Origin of the sequence: Burkholderia sp. HI4860 (assembly GCF_002223045.2) — a bacterium.
In the GTDB taxonomy this organism is placed as follows: Bacteria; Pseudomonadota; Gammaproteobacteria; order Burkholderiales; family Burkholderiaceae; genus Burkholderia.
Map to the genome: position 1 here is coordinate 1,588,315 of NZ_NKFO02000003.1, position 17,219 is coordinate 1,605,533.

Sequence of the window (17,219 nt, forward strand, 5' to 3'; positions counted from 1 at the left end):
GGGGAAACAGCCCCCAACGCTCACTTTGATCATTGCCCCGGAAGGGGCGGCCAGCACGCTCGTGACGGCCGGCGCGCGCTGACAAAAAAGAAGGGCGAGGCAACCGCAACGACGCGGCGCCCCACCCTTTTCTTGTTCTGACTCCGGCCGCCCTTCGGGCGCCCGGTCATTCCGCTGGCGGCTGACCGCTCAACGCAGGCCCGCGATGTAATCCGCGACGGCCTTGATCTCGTTGTCCGACAGCCGCGTGGCGATCTGATGCATCGCCTCGTTGTTGTTGCGCGCGCCGGCACCCTGCTGGAACGCGGTCAACTGCGCGACCGTGTAATCGGCCCATTGCCCCGACAGACGCGGATACTGGACCGGGATCCCTTGCCCTGTCGGCCCGTGGCAGCTCGCGCAGGCAGGTACGCCCTTCTCCGCGATGCCGCCGCGATAGATCTTCTGGCCGATCGGCACGGTTGCCGCATCGCGCGCGGTGCCGAGCTTCGTCGTCTGCGCCCCGTAGTACGCGGCGACGTTGCGCATGTCGTCCGCGCTCAGCGCGCTCGCGAATCCGACCATCACCGCGTTGGTGCGCATCGGCCCCTTCGCGCCCGGCTGCGTCTTGAAGTCGTTCAACTGCTTGACCAGATATTCGGGATGCTGGCCGGCGAGCTTCGGGAAACTGCCCGACGCGCTATTGCCGTCGGCGCCGTGACACGACGCGCAGACCTGCCCGGCAATCGCCTTGCCACGGTCGAGATCCGGCTTTGCCGCATCCGCCGCGTTTGCCTCCGCTACGAAACCTACGAACCCTGCTGCAACCTGAAGCACCATCAGAGACTTGCACAGTCGATTCATTCGCACACCCTGTTTCGTCTTGTGGGAATTTGAGGTTCTGCAAAAAACGACGGCGTTCAGTCTACCGCAGAAGCTACATAAAAGCGCGAGGCAGGCGCCCGGTAGCCTTCGGCAAAACCGTCGTATTGTACAATATCGTGTTGAAAGCTCCGGCGCCTATCGGGGCTACCCCGCCTCCACCAAGCGGCTCGCGCCGCCCGTCCTTCCGGTTCCCATGGCCTTTCTGCTCCATCAAGCCCGCTTCTACACGACCGTCAACCATCTGCGCGACCTGCCGCCGACGGTCCAGCCGGAAATCGCGTTCGCGGGCCGCTCGAATGCCGGCAAGTCGACGGCGATCAACGTGCTGTGCAACCAGAAGCGGCTCGCCTTCGCGTCGAAGACGCCCGGCCGCACGCAGCATATCAACTACTTCTCCGTCGGTCCGGCCGCCGAGCCCGTCGCGAATCTCGTCGACCTGCCCGGCTACGGCTACGCGGAAGTGCCCGGCGCCGCCAAGGCGCATTGGGAAATGCTGCTGTCGTCCTACCTCGCGACCCGCTCGCAGCTCTGCGGCCTGATCCTGATGATGGATTCGCGCCGTCCGCTGACCGATCTCGACCGCCGCATGATCGAGTGGTTCGTGCCGACCGGCAAGCCGATCCACACGCTGCTGACGAAGTGCGACAAATTGACGCGGCAGGAAAGCATCAACGCGCTGCGGACCACGCAAAAGGGGCTCGATGCGTATCGTGACCAGGGCGTCCAGGGCAAGCTGACGGTCCAGCTGTTCTCGGCGATGAAGCGCGTCGGGCTCGACGAGGCGCACGAATTGATCGAAAGCTGGGTGCGGCCGTCCGTCGCCGACGAAAAAAGCGAGCCTGTAGCACAATGATCGGGCAACGCGCGGCCGGGATCGGCGGCGCGCACCTGACGGCGCCTGCGGTTTCGGCCGGCTCATAAAAAAACCCGCCGTTGAACGGCGGGTCAAACAGCCTAATCGAAAAACGACAGGCACCCGCTCAGGGAGGAGAAGCGGGGAGCTGCACGCGACGCGTGCCGCTCGATCGCTATCATATACCAACGCTCCCGAAAATGACCTAAGGGTTCCGTAAGGTCTTACTGCCCTGATTTCTACCCAATCGCCATGAGCTTCCATCCGCTTCATCGTCCGCGCCGGATGCGCCGCGACGACTTCTCCCGGCGCCTGATGCGCGAAAACCGCCTGACCACCGACGACCTGATCTATCCGGTGTTCGTCGTCGAAGGCACCCATGAACGGCAGCCGGTGCCGTCGATGCCCGGCGTCGAACGCGTGTCCGTCGATCTGCTGATGCAGGTCGCCGAGCAGTGCGTCGAACTCGGCGTGCCCGTGCTGTCGCTGTTCCCGGCGATCGAGCCGTCGGTGAAAACGCCTGACGGCCGCGAGGCAGCCAATCCGGAAGGCCTGATCCCGCGCGCGGTGCGCGAGCTGAAGAAGCGCTTCCCCGAACTCGGCGTGCTGACCGACGTCGCACTCGATCCGTACACGAGCCACGGCCAGGACGGCGTGCTCGACGAAAACGGCTACGTGATCAACGACGACACGATCGAGATCCTGATCGACCAGGCGCGCGCGCAGGCGGAAGCCGGCGTCGACATCGTCGCCCCGTCGGACATGATGGACGGCCGCATCGGCGCGATCCGCGAAATGCTCGAAAGCGACGGCCATATCCACACGCGGATCATGGCCTATTCGGCCAAGTTCGCGTCGGCGTTCTACGGCCCGTTCCGCGACGCGGTCGGCTCGGCGTCCAATCTGGGCAAGGGCAACAAGATGACCTACCAGATGGATCCGGCGAACAGCGACGAAGCGCTGCGCGAAGTGCGCCTGGACATCGACGAAGGCGCCGACATGGTGATGGTCAAGCCCGGCATGCCGTACCTCGACATCGTGCGCCGCGTGAAGGACGAGTTCCGCTTCCCGACCTACGTGTACCAGGTGAGCGGTGAATACGCGATGCTGAAGGCCGCCGCGATGAATGGCTGGCTCGATCACGACAAGGTCGTGCTGGAATCGCTGCTCGCGTTCAAGCGTGCGGGCGCCGACGGCGTGCTCACGTACTTCGCACTCGACGCCGCGCGTCTGCTGAAAGCACAGCGCTAAGCGCCTGCCGGCAGGTGGAAAGAAAAACGGCGGGACACTTCGGTGTCCCGCCGTTTTTTGTTTGCTGTCGATCGCGGCCGTATGCCTTGTCGATCGTCAATTCATGCCACGCAAGCGCGCCGGTTCGCCACCCGCGCGCCCGCGACGCGCATGGTCATACCGTCGGGACCGCAGCCCGGTCGAGGCTGCGCAGGAACGTTTCGGCCGCCTGATAGCCGACCACGCGCCCGATCTCGTTGCCGCTTCGATCGAAGAAGATGATGCCTGGCGGGCCGAACAGGTTGAAGCGCTTCAGCAGCGCCTGGTCATCCGGGTTGTTCGCGGTGACGTCCGCGCGCACGAGGTGAAGTTGCGCGAGCCGCGCCTGCACGCGCGGGTCGGTAAACGTCAGATGCTCCATCTCCTTGCAGCTCACGCACCAGTCGGCGTAGAAGTCGAGCATCACGGGCTGGCTCGCCGTCTTCAGCAGCGTGTCGAGTTCGCCGCTCGAGCGCACCGATGCGAACGCGGGCCCTTCCTGAGCAGCGGCCGCGCCTGCTGCCGCCGTACCGCCCGACGCAACCGTGCGTGCCGCCAGCACCGCCAGCGGCTTGACCGGATCGGTCGATCCCGCAGCCAGCCCGACGAGCAGCGTGGCCGCCCAGATCGCGAGCGCAGCGCCCACGCCACGGCCAAGGCGACGCCAGATCGACGTGGCGCCGGCATTCGGCGAGAACAACCCGAGCGCCGCGGCCGCGATCAGCAGCCACAACGCAGCGAGCACCATCTTCAGGCCACCCGCCAGCACGGGCCATACGATCCAGAGCGCGGCTGCGAGCAGCACGATGCCGAAGAACACCTTCACGCCGTCCATCCATGCGCCGGCGCGCGGCAGTACCGTCCCGGCCCCGACGCCGACGACCAGCAGCGGCACGCCCAGCCCCAGCCCCATCGCGAACAATGCAGCGCCGCCGAGCAGCGCATTGCCCGTGTGCGCGATGAACGCGAGCACCGCAAACAGCGGCGCCGTCATGCATGCGCCGACGACCAGCGCGGACAGCGCGCCCATCGCCGCGACCGCGATGAAATGGCCGCCCTGGCGCGCGCTCGATGCCTCGGCCGCGCCGTTCTGCCAGCGCGCGGGCAGCGCGATGTCCTTGCCCGAGATCAACGAGACGGCAAACGCAGTCAACAGCACGCCGAACGCGCCGAGCACCCACGGGTTCTGCAACCACGCGCCGAGGCTCTGGCCCACCAGCGCCGCGGCAATGCCGAGCACCGTGTAGACCAGCGCCATGCCGACCACATAGGTCAGCGACAGCGCGAAGCCGCGCGCATGCGTCGCGCGCGTGCCCTGGCCGATGATGATCGCCGACACGATCGGAATCATCGGATACGAACACGGCAGGAGGCTCAACACGACGCCCGCGACGAAATACAGTGCGACGATCGTGAAGAAGCCATGCCCTTCGAGCAGCGACTGCGCAAAATCGGCGCTCGTGACCTTGTCGAACCAGTTGCCCTCGGCAACCGCAACGCCGGGCGACGGTGACGACGACGCGGCGCCCAGCGCGGCGCCGTCGACCTTCACGACGTGCTCGGCCGGCGGATAGCAGATGCCCTCGTCCGCGCACCCCTGCGACGTCACCGCGAGCTCGAACGGGCCCGATGCCTGCTTGACGGGCACGTGCACGACGACTTCGTCACGGTAGGTCTCGACGTCCTTCTGGAACGTCTGGTCGAACTTCACGTGGCCGGCCGGAAATTGCGGATCGCCGAGCGTCGCCTGCCCGCTCTTCACCGCGAACGCGAACCGCTCGCGGTACAGGTAATAGCCGTTGGCGACCTTGAAGCGGACATCCACCTGTCCCGGCGATTCGCTCGCACTGAACTTGAACGCAACCGACGGATCGAGGAAATCGTCGGCCGCGCGCGCGACCGACAGGCCGCCCAGCACGAGCATGAACGACAACAGGACTGCGAGGAATCGCAGCGCGCGCACGCGCACGGGAAGCGCCATACCGTTAAACATGAAATAGACGTTGAGTTTCGCTGGTCACCCACTGGCCGTACGCGGCCGATGCCGTCGTCTGCCACGAGACGATTTCGGGCGTCTCGTAAGGATGATGCGCGAGAATAAATCGCTCCAGTTCGAGCGCCCGCACGGGGCTCGTCTTGAACAGCAACTGGATCTCGTCGGCCGTTTCGACCTTGCCCTGCCAGTGGTAGCGCGACTTGATCGCACCGAGCTCCGACACACACGCGGCAAGCCGCGCATCGAGCGCACCGTCTGAAAGCGCCTTGGCGGTCTCGGCATCGGGCACCGTCGTCAGCATCAGCACCACTATCATCCGCGCCCTCCTGGCTGGTCTATCGGCTCCTGCCGACGCGGATTGCCCACCTGGGGCGCGCGCCGGCTGCCCCGTATCGTAGCGCAGCCCGCGCAACGCTGCCGGCACCGCCCTGCGACAATCGATCGCAGCCGGCGCCGGAAAAACAAAAAGGGCCAAGCAATTGCTCGGCCCCTTTCAGTTACTGCTGCGTACTGGAAGCTTACTCAGCTTCTTGCACGTTTTCCGTTTCGTCGACTTCCGGACGATCGAGCAGCTCGACCAGTGCCATCGGTGCGTTGTCGCCCACGCGGAAGCCGAACTTCAGCACGCGCAGGTAGCCGCCCGGACGGTTCGCGAAACGCGGACCGAGCACGTCGAACAGCTTCGCCACCGAGTCACGATCGCGCAGGCGGTTGAACGCCAGGCGACGGTTTGCCAGCGACGGCTTCTTGCCGAGCGTGATCAGCGGCTCGACGACTTTACGGAGTTCCTTCGCCTTCGGCAGCGTCGTCTTGATGACTTCGTGCTCGATCAGCGAGTTGGACATGTTACGGAGCATAGCCAGACGGTGGCTGCTCGTGCGGTTCAGTTTCCGCAGACCATGACGATGGCGCATTTCAGTTTCCTTGATTCAAAGTTTTGATCCAGCTCTTCTATCGCACCTCGACGGGTGCACGGGCCGGTAACGAAAAAAAGCAAGATGCGGATTTTAAAGGAAAATCCGCATCTTTGCCAACTACAGCAACAGCCGAGCTTACTTGTCGAGACCAGCCGGCGGCCAGTTTTCGAGCTTCATGCCCAGCGTGAGACCGCGCGAAGCGAGCACTTCCTTGATCTCGTTGAGCGACTTGCGACCGAGGTTCGGCGTCTTCAGCAGCTCGTTTTCCGTGCGCTGGATCAGGTCGCCGATGTAGTAGATGTTCTCGGCCTTCAGGCAGTTCGCCGAACGAACCGTCAGCTCGAGATCGTCCACCGGACGCAGCAGGATCGGGTCGATCTGCGGTGCACGCGACGGCGCTTCGGCTGCCGTTTCCGTGCCTTCCAGCGCCGCGAACACGGACAGCTGGTCGACCAGGATGCGGGCCGATTGACGGATCGCTTCTTCCGGCGTGATCACACCGCTCGTCTCGATGTTCATCACGAGCTTGTCGAGGTCGGTACGCTGTTCGACACGTGCGCTTTCGACAGCGTAGCTCACGCGGCGAACCGGCGAGAACGATGCGTCGAGGACGATGCGGCCGATGATCTTGGCCGTGTCTTCGCCGTAGCGACGAACGTTGCCGGGCACGTAGCCGCGACCCTTTTCGATCTTGATCTGAACGTCGAGCTTGCCGCCCTTCGACAGGTGTGCAATCACGTGATTCGGGTTGATGACTTCGCAGTCGTGAGCCAGCTCGATATCGCCGGCCGTGACAACGCCTTCACCTTCCTTGCGCAGCGTAACCGTCACTTCGTCACGGTTATGCAGCTTGAACACCACGCCCTTCAGGTTCAGCAGCAGGTTGACGACGTCTTCCTGCACGCCATCCAGCGTCGAGTACTCGTGCACCACGCCCGCGATCGTCACTTCGGTCGGCGCGTAGCCAACCATCGACGACAGCAGCACGCGGCGAAGCGCATTGCCCAAGGTGTGGCCGTAACCGCGTTCGAACGGTTCCATGACCACCCTCGCGTGGTTCTCGCCCAGCGATTCCACGGCGATGATCTTGGGTTTCAGCAAACTGGTTTGCATGGGCTTTCCTTTTCAATACCCTCGGCTCGTTACACCGATAAGGCTGACCGGTAACAACCAGAAAATAAACAGCCGAGGCCCCTCCTTGCGCAACGCAATCGGGGTACCTCGGCCGTCAATCGGATTAACGCGAATACAATTCGACGATCAGGCTTTCGTTGATGTCGCCTGCGATTTCAGCGCGTTCCGGCATTTGCTTGAACGTGCCTTCGAACTTCTTCGCATCGACTGCAACCCAGCTCGGCATGCCGCCTTGCTCGGCCAGCGATAGCGCTTCGACGATACGCGCCTGCTTCTTCGCCTTTTCGCGGATCGCGACGACGTCGCCTGCCTTCACTTGCTGCGACGGGACGTTCGCGACGACGCCGTTCACGGTGATCGACTTGTGGCTCACCAGCTGACGCGCTTCAGCGCGGGTCGAACCGAAGCCCATGCGATACACGACGTTGTCGAGACGCGACTCGAGCAGTTGCAGCAGGTTTTCACCCGTGTTGCCCTTGCGGCGGTCGGCTTCAGCGAAGTAGCGGCGGAACTGACGCTCCAGCACGCCGTAGATACGCTTGACCTTCTGCTTTTCGCGCAGCTGCGTACCGTAGTCGGACGTACGTGCGCCCGAGGTACGGCCGTGCTGACCCGGCTTGCTGTCGAGCTTGCACTTGTCGGCGAGCGAGCGGCGTGCGCTCTTCAGGAACAGGTCGGTGCCTTCACGGCGGGACAGCTTGGCCTTCGGGCCGATATAACGTGCCACTTTGCATTCCTCTATCAATCAGTCACGCAGATCTGAATCCGCGCTAGTTCGCGCCCTTTGGGGCGAACGGTGGGCTTAGTCAATCAAAAAAGCAACGCCCGTCGACGCTGAGCGGCGACAGGCAATGTGCTAGCACGAACGTGCCAGCACACCTTTAGATACGACGACGCTTCGGCGGACGGCAGCCGTTGTGCGGAATCGGGGTGACGTCCGAAATCGCGGTGATCTTGATGCCGAGGCCGTGCAGTGCGCGCACTGCCGACTCACGACCCGGGCCCGGGCCCTTGATCCGCACTTCCAGATTCTTCACGCCATATTCCATCGCGACGCGGCCAGCCGACTCGGCTGCGACCTGGGCAGCGAACGGCGTCGATTTGCGCGAGCCCTTGAAGCCCTGACCGCCCGACGTCGCCCATGCCAGTGCGTTGCCTTGGCGATCGGTGATCGTGATGATCGTGTTGTTGAACGACGCGTGAACGTGAACCACGCCTTCAGCGACGTTCTTCTTAACCTTCTTGCGAACGCGTTGCGCCGCGGTGTTCGAAGCCTTAGCCATTACGTTTTCCTGTAACTGTCAGTTCCGCTTACTTCTTCAGCGCTTGCGCTGCACGACGCGGACCCTTGCGAGTACGTGCGTTCGTACGCGTACGCTGACCGCGCATCGGCAGGCCCTTGCGATGACGAACACCACGGTAGCAACCGAGGTCCATCAGGCGCTTGATGTTCATCGTCACTTCACGGCGCAGATCGCCTTCGACGACAAACTTGCCCACTTCTTCACGCAGCTTTTCCAAGTCTGCGTCGGTCAAGTCCTTGACCTTCTTCGAAAAATCGACGCCAGCTGCCACGCAGATGCTGCGCGAACGGGTGCGGCCGACACCAAAGATTGCCGTCAGGCCGATCTCGGTGTGCTGGTGATTCGGGATGTTAACCCCTGCGATACGAGCCATTGTTTTTCCTCAAACAAAAAGCGCAAACAAACGCGCGGTCAGCCTTGGCGCTGCTTGTGGCGCGGATCCGAGCTGCAGATCACGCGAACGACGCCTTTGCGCTTGATGATCTTGCAATTGCGGCAAATGCGCTTAACCGATGCCATCACTTTCATGATAATACCCTTTTTTCAAATCACTTCGCCCGGAACACGATCCGCGCACGAGACAGATCGTAAGGCGTCAATTCAACCGTCACCTTGTCGCCCGGCAGGATGCGGATGTAGTGCATCCGCATCTTTCCGGAAATATGCCCCAACACGACATGGCCGTTTTCCAGCTTCACGCGGAAGGTCGCATTCGGGAGGTTTTCAATCACCTCACCCTGCATCTGGATTACATCGTCTTTGGCCATAGTCCTTTCAACGCATCGGGATGTTGCCGCCCTTGAAGTTCGCCTTCTTGAGCAGTGACTCATACTGTTGCGACATAACGTACGACTGCACCTGCGCCATAAAGTCCATCGTGACGACGACAATGATCAGCAGCGACGTTCCACCAAAATAAAACGGCACGTTCCAGCGCAGCACCAGAAACTCCGGCAGCAGACACACGAAGACGATGTAGATCGCACCGGCCAGCGTCAGACGCGTGAGGATGCGGTCGATATATCGTGCGGTCTGATCACCCGGACGGATGCCCGGAACAAACGCGCCACTCTTCTTCAGGTTGTCTGCGGTTTCCCTGCTGTTGAACACCAGTGCGGTGTAGAAGAAGCAGAAAAACACGATCGCCAGCGTGTACAGCAGCACATAGACCGGCTGGCCCGGCTTCAGCGCTTCCGCAACGTTATGCAACGTATTGGAAATCCAGCTTCCCGTCGGCTGACCGGTACTGAACCAGCCGAGAATCGTTGCCGGGAACAGAATGATCGACGATGCGAAGATCGGCGGAATCACACCCGACATGTTCAGCTTCAGCGGCAGATGCGACGACTGCCCACCGTAGATCTTGTTGCCGACCTGGCGCTTCGCGTAGTTCACGAGGATCTTGCGCTGACCGCGTTCGATGAACACGACCAGGTAAGTCACCGCGGCAATCAGGACGACGATGATGATCGCCGAAATGATGCTCATCGAACCCGTACGCACCAGCTCGAACAACCCACCGACGGCATTCGGGAACCCTGCTGCGATCCCGCCGAAGATGATGATCGAGATACCGTTGCCCAGACCACGCTCGGTAATCTGCTCGCCGAGCCACATCAGGAACATCGTACCGGTAACCAGCGTCACGACCGTCGTCAGACGGAACAGCATGCCGGGGTCAGTCACGAGGCCCGGCTGGTTTTCCAGCGCAGCCGCGATACCGAACGCCTGGAAGGTCGCGAGCACCACGGTGAAATACCGCGTGTACTGCGTGATCTTCCGTTGCCCTGCCTGCCCTTCCTTCTTCAGCGCCTCGAGCTGCGGCGAGACAATCGCCAGCAACTGCATGATGATCGACGCCGAGATGTACGGCATGATCCCCAGCGCAAAGATCGTGAAGCGGGAAAGCGCGCCACCCGAGAACATGTTGAACATGCCCAGGATGCCGCCCGCCTGGCTCTGGAACAGCTTAGCCAGTTGATCCGGATCGATGCCCGGCACGGGAATGTGCGCGCCGATGCGATAGACGATCAGCGCCAGGAGCAAGAACATTGCTCGCCGGCGCAGATCGCCGAATTTCGCCGTGCTTCGACCGGGTTTTGCAAGACTCGGGCTGTTAGCCAAGTACCTTCTCCGATGAATGCAAGTGACGACGCGCTACGCGTGTCACTCGGCGAACGAACCGCCAGCCGCTTCGATCGCAGCGCGCGCACCCTTGGTGGCACCGAGACCCTTCACGACGATCTTGCGCTTCAGTTCGCCCGTCGCGATGATCTTTGCGCTCTTCGTCAGCTCGCCGACCAGGCCGGCTTGCTTCAGTGCGAGCAGATCGATCTCATCGACCGGCAGCTTCTCGAGGTCGCCCAGACGCACTTCACCGACGAATTCCTTCGTCAGCGACGTGAAGCCGCGCTTCGGCAGACGACGTTGCAGCGGCATCTGACCGCCTTCGAAACCGACTTTGTGGAAGCCGCCCGAACGCGATTTCTGACCCTTGTGACCACGGCCAGCCGTCTTGCCGAGGCCCGAACCGATGCCACGGCCGACGCGACGCTTGGCGTGCTTGGCGCCAGCTGCCGGCTTCAGGTTATTCAATTCCATATCAACTCCTTGATCCGTAGGGCCGCTTACGCGATGACCTTAACGAGGTACGAGACCTTGTTGATCATGCCGCGGACCGCCGGCGTGTCCTGAAGCTCGCTGACCGAGTTGAGTCGGCGCAGGCCCAGGCCACGCACGGTCGCGCGGTGCGATTCGCGGGTCCCGATCAGGCTCTTAACGAGCTGAACCTTGACAGTTTTTTCAGACATGGTGACCACCCGGGCTTAGCCCAAAATTTCTTCGACGGACTTGCCGCGCTTCGCCGCGATGTCTGCCGGGGTGGACTGCTTGCGCAGACCGTCCAGCGTGGCGCGAACGAGGTTGTACGGGTTCGTCGAACCGTGGCTCTTTGCCACAACGTTCTGAACGCCCATCACGTCGAACACTGCGCGCATCGGGCCGCCGGCGATCACGCCCGTACCTGCCTTCGCCGGAGCGAGGAGGACAGCGGATGCGCCATGCTTGCCGTGCACTTCGTGTTGCAGCGTGCCGTTCTTGAGCGGCACCTTGAACATGTTGCGGCGAGCTTGTTCCATTGCCTTCTGGACAGCGACCGGCACTTCCTTCGCCTTGCCCTTGCCCATACCGATGCGGCCATCACCGTCGCCAACCACGGTCAGTGCGGCGAAGCCGAGAATACGGCCACCCTTCACGACCTTGGTCACGCGATTGACCGAAATCATCTTTTCGCGAAGGCCGTCGTCGCGCTCGTCAGCCTGAACTTTCGCTTGCATCTTTGCCATGACGAATTCCTTCCTTAGAACTTGAGCCCAGCTTCGCGAGCTGCCTCAGCCAGCGCCTTGACGCGGCCGTGGTAGCGGAAGCCCGAGCGGTCGAAGGCGACGGATTCGATGCCGGCAGCCTTTGCCTTTTCGGCAATACGCTTGCCGATCAGCGTCGCGGCATTGACGTTGCCGCCCTTGCCCGACTTGTCGGCCAGTTCTGCGCGCACTTCTGCTTCGAGCGTCGACGCGCTGGCGAGCACCTTGGTGCCGCACGGCGAGAACACTTGAGCGTAGATGTGCGTGTTCGTGCGATGCACGGCGAGACGCGCGACCTGCAGCTCAGCGATCTTGATACGCGTCTGGCGAGCGCGGCGCAGGCGAGATTGAGTCTTATCCATGATTGCGCACCCTTACTTCTTCTTCGTTTCTTTGAGGATCACAACCTCGTCGGAATAGCGCACGCCCTTGCCCTTGTAGGGTTCCGGCGGACGGTAACCGCGGACTTCCGCAGCCACTTGACCGACTTGTTGCTTGTTGATCCCCTTGATCACGATTTCGGTTTGCGTCGGGGTTTCTGCCTTGACGCCTTCCGGCATCTGGTGCACCACCGGGTGCGAGAAACCCAGCGACAGGTTCAGCTTGTCGCCTTGCGCTTGCGCACGATAACCGACGCCAACCAGCGTCAGCTTGCGCTCGAAACCCTTGGTCACGCCGTGCACGGCATTCGCGATAATCGCGCGCATCGTGCCCGACAGTGCATTTGCTTCGCGGCTTTCGTCCACCGGCGACAGGTTCAGCGTGCCGTCGTTGTTCGCCACGTTCACGAGCGGATTGATCGCTTGCGTGATGGTGCCCAGCGGGCCCTTGACGGTGATCGCACCGTCGGCCAGCTTGACTTCCGCGCCTTGCAGCGCGATCGGGCTCTTACCTACTCGAGACATGTTTCTCTCTCCTCGGCTTTAAGCGACGTAGCAGATGACTTCGCCGCCGACGCCGGTAGCGCGCGCCTTGCGGTCGGTCATCACGCCCTTCGGCGTCGACACGATTGCCACACCGAGGCCATTCATGACCTGCGGGATGTCGTTACGGCCGCGGTACACGCGCAGGCCAGGCTTCGACACGCGTTCGATGCGTTCGATGACCGGACGGCCGGCGTAGTACTTCAGCGCGATATTCAGTTCGGACTTCGCACCTTCCGCCTTCACGGCGAAATCGTCGATATAGCCTTCGTCTTTCAGGACTTGCGCGATTGCAACCTTGACTTTCGACGAGGGCATCGACACCGATACCTTCTCGACCATCTGCCCGTTGCGGATGCGAGTCAGCATATCGGCGATAGGATCACTCATGCTCATTTACGTTTCTCCTATTACCAGCTCGCCTTGGTCAGGCCAGGAATCTCGCCACGGAATGCGATTTCACGAATCTTGTTACGCGCGAGGCCGAATTTACGGAACGTGCCACGCGGACGGCCCGTGATCGCGCAGCGGTTACGCTGGCGGGTCGGGTTTGCGTTGCGGGGCAGTTGCTGCAGCTCAAGGCGTGCTTCGTAGCGCTCTTCTTCCGACTTGCTTTGGTCTTCGACGATCGCCTTCAGCGCATCGCGCTTTGCTGCGAACTTCGCGACCAGGCGGGCGCGCTTCTTTTCACGTTCGATCAGTGCCAGTTTAGCCACGGTAACCTCAGTTTCTGAACGGGAACTTGAAGCTGGCGAGCAGAGCCTTTGCTTCGTCGTCGGTCTTCGCAGTCGTCGTGATGCTGATGTTCAGCCCACGCAGTGCGTCGATCTTGTCGTAGTCGATTTCGGGGAAAATGATCTGCTCTTTCACACCGATGTTGTAGTTGCCACGGCCATCGAAAGCACGACCCGACACGCCGCGGAAGTCACGCACGCGGGGCAGGGCAACCGTCACGAAACGGTCGAGGAATTCGTACATCGCTTGGCCACGCAGCGTCACCATCGCGCCGATCGGGTAGCCCTGGCGGATCTTGAAGCCTGCGATTGCCTTGCGTGCCTTGGTCACGACCGGCTTCTGACCAGCGATCTTCGTGAGGTCGCCAACGGCGTTCTCGATGATCTTCTTGTCAGCGATCGCTTCGCCAAGACCCATGTTCAGCGTGATCTTGGTGATGCGCGGCACTTCCATGACCGACTTGTAACCGAACTTCTCGATCAGGCCGGGCACAACCTTTTCTTTGTAAAACTCTTGAAAACGAGCCATTTTTTACTCCGCTGCGTCAGGCGCTCAGTACAGCACCGGTCGTCTTCAGGAAGCGAACCTTCTTGCCTTCCTCGACCTTGATGCCAACACGCGACGCCTTGCCATTCGCGTCGACCAGTGCGACGTTCGAAATATGCAGGGGCATCGTCTTCGCTTCCACGCCGCCCGTCGTACCCTTCATCGGGTTCGGCTTCACATGCTTCTTGACGAGGTTGATACCTTCAACCGTCACATGCTCTGCACCGACAGCCAGCACGACGCCGCGCTTGCCCTTGTCCTTGCCAGTGACGACGATGACTTCGTCACCTTTGCGAATCTTGTTCATCGCGACTCCTTACAGCACTTCCGGCGCCAGCGAAACGATCTTCATGAATCGTTCGCTACGCAGCTCACGCGTGACCGGCCCGAAAATACGGGTGCCGATCGGCTCGAGCTTGTTATTCAAAAGCACAGCGGCGTTGCCGTCGAACTTGATCAGCGAGCCGTCTTGACGGCGCACGCCCTTGGCGGTGCGGACCACCACGGCGTTGTAAATTTCGCCTTTCTTCACGCGCCCGCGCGGCGTTGCCTCTTTGACGCTCACCTTGATGATGTCGCCAATGCCGGCATAACGACGCTTCGAGCCGCCGAGCACCTTGATGCACAGGACTTCACGTGCACCCGTGTTGTCGGCTACTTCGAGCCGAGATTCGGTCTGGATCATGGTTTGTCTTTCCCAACTTAATCCGGATGCACCACCATGATGCATTCGGTCAGTCTTGGTCCCGTCAGCCAATCGGCTGCTTGGGTTGGAACAGCAGCGACGGCAAACGAAACCCGCCATCGCAATTCGGTGAATCTTTCGGACAGGCAGGCGCCAGTCCGCTTCCCCCACCAACTTCGCCCGCGACGGGGCTCCCATAAAGAGGGAAGACCAGGATTATAACAAATAATCCTGGTCACGCAAGCAAATACTTTGCGATTTCAAGCACTTCGCGGAGAAGTGCCTGTTACTGCCTACTGCGCTGCCCGCTTAGATGACGCGAGCTGCTTCGACGAGGCGCGACACCGTCCAGGCCTTCGTCTTCGAAACAGGACGGGTTTCCTGGATTTCGACGAGATCGCCTTCGTTGTAGGTGTTCGCTTCATCGTGCGCGTGGTACTTCTTCGAACGCACGACATACTTGCCGTAGATCGGGTGCTTGACGCGGTGCTCGATCAGCACGGTGACGGTCTTGTCCATCTTGTTGCTGACGACCCGACCGACCAGCGTCCGCTTCAGCGAGGTTTTCACGCTATCGTTCATTTCTGGTTCGCCTTCTGAGTCATGACGGTCCGCACACGTGCGATGTCGCGACGAACCTTCTTCAGCTGGCTCGTGTTCGTGAGTTGCTGGGTCGCGAGTTGCATGCGCAGGCCGAATTGCGCCTTCAGCAGGTCCGCCAGCTCCTTGTTGAGCGCGGCCTGGTCTTTCTGGAGAAGTTCGGAAGCCTTCATATTTTCTCCTTAGGCGCCGAGCTGGCGCACGATGAACGCCGTCTTCAGCGGCAGCTTGGCTGCAGCCAGACGGAACGCTTCGCGTGCCAGTTCTTCGGTTACGCCGTCCATTTCATAGAGCATCTTGCCCGGCTGAATCTCGGCGACGTAGTACTCCGGGTTACCCTTACCGTTACCCATACGCACTTCGGCCGGCTTCTGCGAAATCGGCTTGTCCGGGAAGATCCGGATCCAGATGCGGCCGCCACGCTTGATGTGACGCGTCATTGCACGACGCGCCGCTTCAATCTGGCGTGCGGTCAGACGACCGCGACCGATAGCCTTCAGGCCGAATTCACCGAACGACACTGCGTTGCCGCGCGTCGCCTTGCCGGTGTTACGACCCTTCTGCTCTTTACGATACTTTCTGCGTTTCGGTTGCAGCATCGTTATTCTCCAGTCTTGCCGTCTTCGGGCTTGCCGGCGCCGCGGCGCGGTGCGCCACGACGAGCACCCGGAGCGCCGCCTTCGCCGTCACGGCGCGGACGACGGTCGCCCGGACGCGCATTGCGACGCGGACGCTTGTCTTCGGCTACTTCTTCCACCACCGGTGCGTCGTTGCGGCCGAGCGTATCGCCCTTGTAAACCCACACCTTGACGCCGATGATCCCGTAGGTCGTCTTCGCTTCCGAGGTCGCGTAGTCGATATCAGCACGCAGCGTGTGAAGGGGCACGCGACCTTCGCGATACCACTCCGTACGAGCGATTTCGATACCGTTCAGACGGCCCGCGCTCATGATCTTGATGCCTTGGGCACCCAGACGCATCGCGTTCTGCATCGCACGCTTCATCGCGCGACGGAACATGATCCGGCGCTCGAGCTGTTGCGTGATCGAGTCAGCGATCAGCTGAGCATCGGTTTCCGGCTTGCGGATTTCTTCGATGTTGACGTGAACCGGAACGCCCATGCGGCGTTGCAGTTCCGTCTTCAGCTGCTCGATATCCTCGCCCTTCTTGCCGATGACCACACCCGGACGCGAGCTGTAAATCGTGATGCGCGCGTTCTTCGCCGGACGCTCGATGACGACCCGACCGACCGAAGCGTTCTTCAGCTTCTTCTTCAGGTATTCACGAACACCGATGTCTTCCTGCAGCATCGCCGCGAAATTGTTGTTGTTCGCGTACCAACGCGAAGCCCAATTGCGGCTGACAGCCAGGCGGAAGCCAGTCGGATGAATTTTCTGTCCCATCGTATGGCTCCTTAATTCCCGACCGTCACAGTGATGTGACAGGATTGCTTCTCGATGCGGTTACCGCGGCCCTTGGCGCGCGCGGTGAAACGCTTGAGCGATGCAGCCTTGTCGACGTAGATGCTCTTGATCTTGAGCTCGTCGATATCAGCGCCTTCGTTGTGCTCCGCATTCGCGATTGCCGACAGCACAACCTTCTTCACGATGCCAGCCGCCTTCTTCGGCGAGAACGTCAGAACGTTCAGCGCCTTGTCGACCGGCAAACCGCGGATCTGGTCAGCCACAAGGCGCGTTTTCTGCGCCGAGATGCGGGCACCGCGATGAATTGCTTTCACTTCCATCTTGATTGCCCCTTATTTCTTGGCCTTCTTGTCGGCTGCGTGACCCTTGAACGTACGGGTCAGTGCGAACTCGCCAAGCTTGTGGCCGACCATGTTTTCCGAGATGTACACCGGAACGTGTTGACGGCCGTTGTGAACAGCGATCGTCAGGCCGATGAAATCCGGCAGAATCGTCGAACGACGCGACCAGGTCTTGATCGGCTTTTTGTCGCGCGAAGCTGCAGCCGCCTCAACTTTCTTCAGCAAATGGGCGTCGCAGAACGGACCTTTTTTAACAGAACGTGCCAT

Annotated in this window: 29 protein-coding genes; 2 read left to right on the plus strand and 27 right to left on the minus strand. The window is 61.4% G+C overall.

The genetic code is table 11. The annotated features are described in order from the left end of the window. Nucleotides 1-189 precede the first annotated feature (189 nt). Nucleotides 190-843 carry a c-type cytochrome gene (locus CFB34_RS22620; protein WP_089439042.1) on the minus strand — a complete coding sequence of 218 codons (654 nt, stop codon included), beginning with the start codon at nucleotides 841-843 and terminating at the stop codon, nucleotides 190-192. Nucleotides 844-1,057: 214 nt separating this feature from the next. Here CFB34_RS22620 and yihA point away from each other — a divergent pair, with 214 nt between their 5' ends. Both yihA and hemB read left to right on the plus strand, forming a co-directional pair. Continuing rightward, the gene (gene yihA, locus CFB34_RS22625; RefSeq protein WP_089424303.1) at nucleotides 1,058-1,717 is read left to right on the plus strand and encodes a ribosome biogenesis GTP-binding protein YihA/YsxC; all 660 of its coding nucleotides are present in this window, start codon (nucleotides 1,058-1,060) and stop codon (nucleotides 1,715-1,717) included. Nucleotides 1,718-1,969: 252 nt separating this feature from the next. After that, nucleotides 1,970-2,968 (plus strand): porphobilinogen synthase, encoded by a 999-nt coding sequence (gene hemB / locus CFB34_RS22630; RefSeq protein ID WP_089439041.1) that lies wholly within the window; start codon nucleotides 1,970-1,972, stop codon nucleotides 2,966-2,968. A 154-nt stretch (nucleotides 2,969-3,122) separates the two neighbouring features. Here hemB and dsbD read toward each other — a convergent pair whose 3' ends face one another. The 26 genes from dsbD to rpsS form a co-directional block, all read right to left on the minus strand. Next, a complete protein-coding gene (dsbD, locus tag CFB34_RS22635; RefSeq protein ID WP_089439040.1) occupies nucleotides 3,123-4,979 on the minus strand; it encodes a protein-disulfide reductase DsbD in 1,857 nt (618 codons plus the stop codon). Then, nucleotides 4,972-5,298 carry a divalent-cation tolerance protein CutA gene (gene cutA, locus CFB34_RS22640; RefSeq protein ID WP_089439039.1) on the minus strand — a complete coding sequence of 109 codons (327 nt, stop codon included), beginning with the start codon at nucleotides 5,296-5,298 and terminating at the stop codon, nucleotides 4,972-4,974. Before cutA ends, dsbD begins: the two co-directional genes overlap by 8 nt. Nucleotides 5,299-5,500: 202 nt before the next feature. Beyond that, nucleotides 5,501-5,896 carry a 50S ribosomal protein L17 gene (gene rplQ / locus CFB34_RS22645; RefSeq protein WP_006477175.1) on the minus strand — a complete coding sequence of 132 codons (396 nt, stop codon included), beginning with the start codon at nucleotides 5,894-5,896 and terminating at the stop codon, nucleotides 5,501-5,503. Between the two features lie 138 nt (nucleotides 5,897-6,034). Beyond that, nucleotides 6,035-7,012 (minus strand): DNA-directed RNA polymerase subunit alpha, encoded by a 978-nt coding sequence (gene rpoA / locus CFB34_RS22650; RefSeq protein WP_006477176.1) that lies wholly within the window; start codon nucleotides 7,010-7,012, stop codon nucleotides 6,035-6,037. A gap of 124 nt (nucleotides 7,013-7,136) precedes the next feature. Further along, nucleotides 7,137-7,760, minus strand: a complete 624-nt coding sequence (gene rpsD, locus CFB34_RS22655; protein WP_006477177.1) for a 30S ribosomal protein S4 — start codon at nucleotides 7,758-7,760, stop codon at nucleotides 7,137-7,139. Between the two features lie 154 nt (nucleotides 7,761-7,914). Further along, nucleotides 7,915-8,316 (minus strand): 30S ribosomal protein S11, encoded by a 402-nt coding sequence (gene rpsK, locus CFB34_RS22660; RefSeq protein WP_004197937.1) that lies wholly within the window; start codon nucleotides 8,314-8,316, stop codon nucleotides 7,915-7,917. A gap of 28 nt (nucleotides 8,317-8,344) precedes the next feature. Beyond that, on the minus strand, nucleotides 8,345-8,710 hold the full coding sequence (gene rpsM, locus CFB34_RS22665) for a 30S ribosomal protein S13 (protein WP_006477178.1): 366 nt from the start codon (nucleotides 8,708-8,710) through the stop codon (nucleotides 8,345-8,347). 38 nt (nucleotides 8,711-8,748) lie between these two features. After that, complete coding sequence (gene rpmJ, locus CFB34_RS22670; protein WP_004199844.1) at nucleotides 8,749-8,865, minus strand: 50S ribosomal protein L36; 117 nt, start codon at nucleotides 8,863-8,865, stop codon at nucleotides 8,749-8,751. A gap of 20 nt (nucleotides 8,866-8,885) precedes the next feature. Continuing rightward, nucleotides 8,886-9,104: a translation initiation factor IF-1 gene (gene infA, locus CFB34_RS22675; protein ID WP_004521905.1), complete on the minus strand. Its 219-nt coding sequence runs from the start codon at nucleotides 9,102-9,104 to the stop codon at nucleotides 8,886-8,888. 7 nt (nucleotides 9,105-9,111) lie between these two features. Further along, entirely contained in the window at nucleotides 9,112-10,461 is a 1,350-nt protein-coding gene (gene secY, locus CFB34_RS22680) for a preprotein translocase subunit SecY (protein ID WP_006482915.1), read from the minus strand. A 42-nt stretch (nucleotides 10,462-10,503) separates the two neighbouring features. Beyond that, nucleotides 10,504-10,938 (minus strand): 50S ribosomal protein L15, encoded by a 435-nt coding sequence (rplO, locus tag CFB34_RS22685; RefSeq protein ID WP_006482880.1) that lies wholly within the window; start codon nucleotides 10,936-10,938, stop codon nucleotides 10,504-10,506. A gap of 26 nt (nucleotides 10,939-10,964) precedes the next feature. Next, nucleotides 10,965-11,147 (minus strand): 50S ribosomal protein L30, encoded by a 183-nt coding sequence (gene rpmD, locus CFB34_RS22690; protein WP_006400644.1) that lies wholly within the window; start codon nucleotides 11,145-11,147, stop codon nucleotides 10,965-10,967. Between the two features lie 15 nt (nucleotides 11,148-11,162). Beyond that, the gene (gene rpsE / locus CFB34_RS22695; protein WP_006482895.1) at nucleotides 11,163-11,681 is read right to left on the minus strand and encodes a 30S ribosomal protein S5; all 519 of its coding nucleotides are present in this window, start codon (nucleotides 11,679-11,681) and stop codon (nucleotides 11,163-11,165) included. Between the two features lie 14 nt (nucleotides 11,682-11,695). After that, complete coding sequence (gene rplR / locus CFB34_RS22700; protein WP_006477183.1) at nucleotides 11,696-12,061, minus strand: 50S ribosomal protein L18; 366 nt, start codon at nucleotides 12,059-12,061, stop codon at nucleotides 11,696-11,698. A 12-nt stretch (nucleotides 12,062-12,073) separates the two neighbouring features. Beyond that, on the minus strand, nucleotides 12,074-12,604 hold the full coding sequence (rplF, locus tag CFB34_RS22705) for a 50S ribosomal protein L6 (RefSeq protein WP_006758786.1): 531 nt from the start codon (nucleotides 12,602-12,604) through the stop codon (nucleotides 12,074-12,076). Nucleotides 12,605-12,622: 18 nt separating this feature from the next. Beyond that, nucleotides 12,623-13,018 (minus strand): 30S ribosomal protein S8, encoded by a 396-nt coding sequence (gene rpsH / locus CFB34_RS22710; protein ID WP_011350677.1) that lies wholly within the window; start codon nucleotides 13,016-13,018, stop codon nucleotides 12,623-12,625. A gap of 14 nt (nucleotides 13,019-13,032) precedes the next feature. Further along, on the minus strand, nucleotides 13,033-13,338 hold the full coding sequence (gene rpsN / locus CFB34_RS22715) for a 30S ribosomal protein S14 (protein ID WP_011350676.1): 306 nt from the start codon (nucleotides 13,336-13,338) through the stop codon (nucleotides 13,033-13,035). A gap of 7 nt (nucleotides 13,339-13,345) precedes the next feature. Further along, a complete protein-coding gene (gene rplE / locus CFB34_RS22720; protein WP_006477186.1) occupies nucleotides 13,346-13,885 on the minus strand; it encodes a 50S ribosomal protein L5 in 540 nt (179 codons plus the stop codon). Nucleotides 13,886-13,901: 16 nt separating this feature from the next. Further along, entirely contained in the window at nucleotides 13,902-14,210 is a 309-nt protein-coding gene (gene rplX / locus CFB34_RS22725) for a 50S ribosomal protein L24 (protein ID WP_006477187.1), read from the minus strand. 9 nt (nucleotides 14,211-14,219) lie between these two features. Then, nucleotides 14,220-14,588 (minus strand): 50S ribosomal protein L14, encoded by a 369-nt coding sequence (gene rplN, locus CFB34_RS22730; protein ID WP_006482918.1) that lies wholly within the window; start codon nucleotides 14,586-14,588, stop codon nucleotides 14,220-14,222. Between the two features lie 309 nt (nucleotides 14,589-14,897). Further along, nucleotides 14,898-15,170, minus strand: a complete 273-nt coding sequence (gene rpsQ, locus CFB34_RS22735; protein ID WP_006477189.1) for a 30S ribosomal protein S17 — start codon at nucleotides 15,168-15,170, stop codon at nucleotides 14,898-14,900. After that, the gene (gene rpmC, locus CFB34_RS22740; RefSeq protein WP_006400652.1) at nucleotides 15,167-15,361 is read right to left on the minus strand and encodes a 50S ribosomal protein L29; all 195 of its coding nucleotides are present in this window, start codon (nucleotides 15,359-15,361) and stop codon (nucleotides 15,167-15,169) included. The genes rpsQ and rpmC overlap by 4 nt, the downstream gene beginning before the upstream one ends. 9 nt (nucleotides 15,362-15,370) lie before the next feature. Further along, nucleotides 15,371-15,787 (minus strand): 50S ribosomal protein L16, encoded by a 417-nt coding sequence (gene rplP / locus CFB34_RS22745; protein ID WP_006482873.1) that lies wholly within the window; start codon nucleotides 15,785-15,787, stop codon nucleotides 15,371-15,373. A gap of 2 nt (nucleotides 15,788-15,789) precedes the next feature. Next, nucleotides 15,790-16,590: a 30S ribosomal protein S3 gene (gene rpsC, locus CFB34_RS22750; RefSeq protein ID WP_006482899.1), complete on the minus strand. Its 801-nt coding sequence runs from the start codon at nucleotides 16,588-16,590 to the stop codon at nucleotides 15,790-15,792. 11 nt (nucleotides 16,591-16,601) lie between these two features. Continuing rightward, a complete protein-coding gene (gene rplV, locus CFB34_RS22755; protein ID WP_004199272.1) occupies nucleotides 16,602-16,931 on the minus strand; it encodes a 50S ribosomal protein L22 in 330 nt (109 codons plus the stop codon). A gap of 12 nt (nucleotides 16,932-16,943) precedes the next feature. Continuing rightward, a complete protein-coding gene (rpsS, locus tag CFB34_RS22760) occupies nucleotides 16,944-17,219 on the minus strand; it encodes a 30S ribosomal protein S19 (RefSeq protein WP_004199273.1) in 276 nt (91 codons plus the stop codon).